Origin of the sequence: Neobacillus niacini (assembly GCF_023715785.1) — a bacterium.
GTDB classification, from domain to species: Bacteria; Bacillota; Bacilli; order Bacillales; family Cytobacillaceae; genus Neobacillus; species Neobacillus niacini_E.
In genome coordinates this window covers 1-1,784 of record NZ_JAMBOX010000039.1, presented here as the reverse complement: position 1 = coordinate 1,784, position 1,784 = coordinate 1, and the positions used below count along the sequence as shown (strand labels likewise).

General features: G+C 43.5%; 1 protein-coding gene. It reads right to left on the bottom strand.

The window, feature by feature from the left end; all coding sequences use genetic code 11:
* Positions 1-381: 381 nt before the first annotated feature.
* On the bottom strand, positions 382-1,659 hold the full coding sequence (locus M3234_RS28570) for an IS110 family RNA-guided transposase (protein ID WP_262307913.1): 1,278 nt from the start codon (positions 1,657-1,659) through the stop codon (positions 382-384).
* Positions 1,660-1,784: the final 125 nt, after the last annotated feature.

Genomic DNA, 1,784 nt, shown 5'->3' with positions numbered 1-1,784 from the left:
CTCCCTCTATAAATGTTGATTTATCAACGGTTTGAGCCGCTGGTGGGGTGTCAAAAAAATATTTTTCGACACGCTTCCTAACAATATTTTTATATTATGTGAAACTATTCCATCATATGGGTACGCTACGCGGTCACTACTGGATAATGGTGGAAAGTAGTGATAGGAAATTATGCGATGCACAATGGATCTCTGCGTAGCTTATGATGACGTACCCTCCCATGTCTCTTGGCATCTGCGTGCCTACATTCCTTCGTTCGGTCTAGTCATAAGGCAGAGGCTAGCGAAGCTCCCTTAGGGACTCAAGGTCGGATGGTGAAAATAGTGCTAGCTTCTCCGTGTCATCCTGTTTTCTAGGTCATTTAAAGGGAATGTAGGGCTTTAAGCAGCCTCTCCGAGATTAGGAATATCCCTCATCATTCGCTGTGCGTCAAACGCTTTGTGCTTAGTGCTGATTCCATGTAATACTTTTAATAGTTTTCCACATAGAACCACGATGGATTGCTTCTTGCGTAAAGGATTAACCTTACGGTTTGTGTAATACTCATGTAGTTTTCTAAAAGCTTCATTGTGGCGAATCATTGGCATCATCACTCGGAATAGGAGGGCACGCAGCTTTCTTCTCCCCCGTTTGGAGATGCGTTTTTGCCCTTTATGCAGACCGGAGGAATTTTCACGTAACGTTAACCCCGCAAGTTTGATTAGTTGGCGTGGATCTTGGTAGTGTGAAAAGCTTCCGATTTCAGCTAATAGATCGACAATTGTTGTATCTCCAAGCCCTGGAACTGATGATAACCATTCGTATTCTACAGACGTTTTTACAAGTTCAACTAAGTGTTGAGTAATGCTTTCGATATCTTGTTCGAGCTGATGGTAACGGCGGACAAGTGTGGCGATTTCAATACTGGCCATCTTAAGTCCTTCAGTTACTCCGATAGAGTTAGCTGCGACTTCAATAAGGCGTAATGCTTTTGGTCTTTGGGGGGATTTCAGCCCCTCAACCGTCCGATAAAGAGCTAAAATTTCATCGGGCTGTTTTTGATGAAGATCACTCGGAAATGGGGTACATTCAAGTGCAGCCATGGCCATCTTTCCGAAAGACGGAAACACTTGAACGAACTCTGGAAAATAGCGATCTAACCAGCGAATAATCATGTTTTTGACAGCCCCTAGTTCCTCTGTCAATTTACTTCTAAGCGTTGACCCAACCCGAAGTTCGGCCTCCAAGCCTTTCAAGATACGGGGATAACTGAACCGTCCGTCTTTTAAAAGACGAGCGATCACAAGTGCATCTTTGCGGTCATGTTTGGTTGGTAGATTATCGTCCAACTCTTTTGACCGCTTTACATGCATAGGATTAACCATGGCAAGTGGGATGCCCCGTTCCTCAAGGAAATAGGCCAAATTAAGCCAGAAATGGCCTGTAGGTTCAATCCCGACAATGACTTCTGTTTTTTCGTTTTCCTTCATTGCAGATAGAATGCGTTGATAGAAGAACTCAAAACCAACGATGGACTGTTTGACTGAAAAAGATTTTTGGAGTACCCGTCCTCGATCATCGACGAAGCAAGCGAAATGTGTCTGCTTGGCAATGTCGATTCCGACAACAAGTGTTTTCTCGGTGACTTGATTTATTTTCTGGTTTTGTTTAAAATCCATATGGAGTCCTCCTTGGTTATCAAATTAGGGGTCAATTCTGCAGATTTGACACCCCGCATCATACCAAGAGGGCTTTTTTTGTTCAAGTCCCCGAAAATCCTTCTAACAGGAATGCTCCCTTTTTA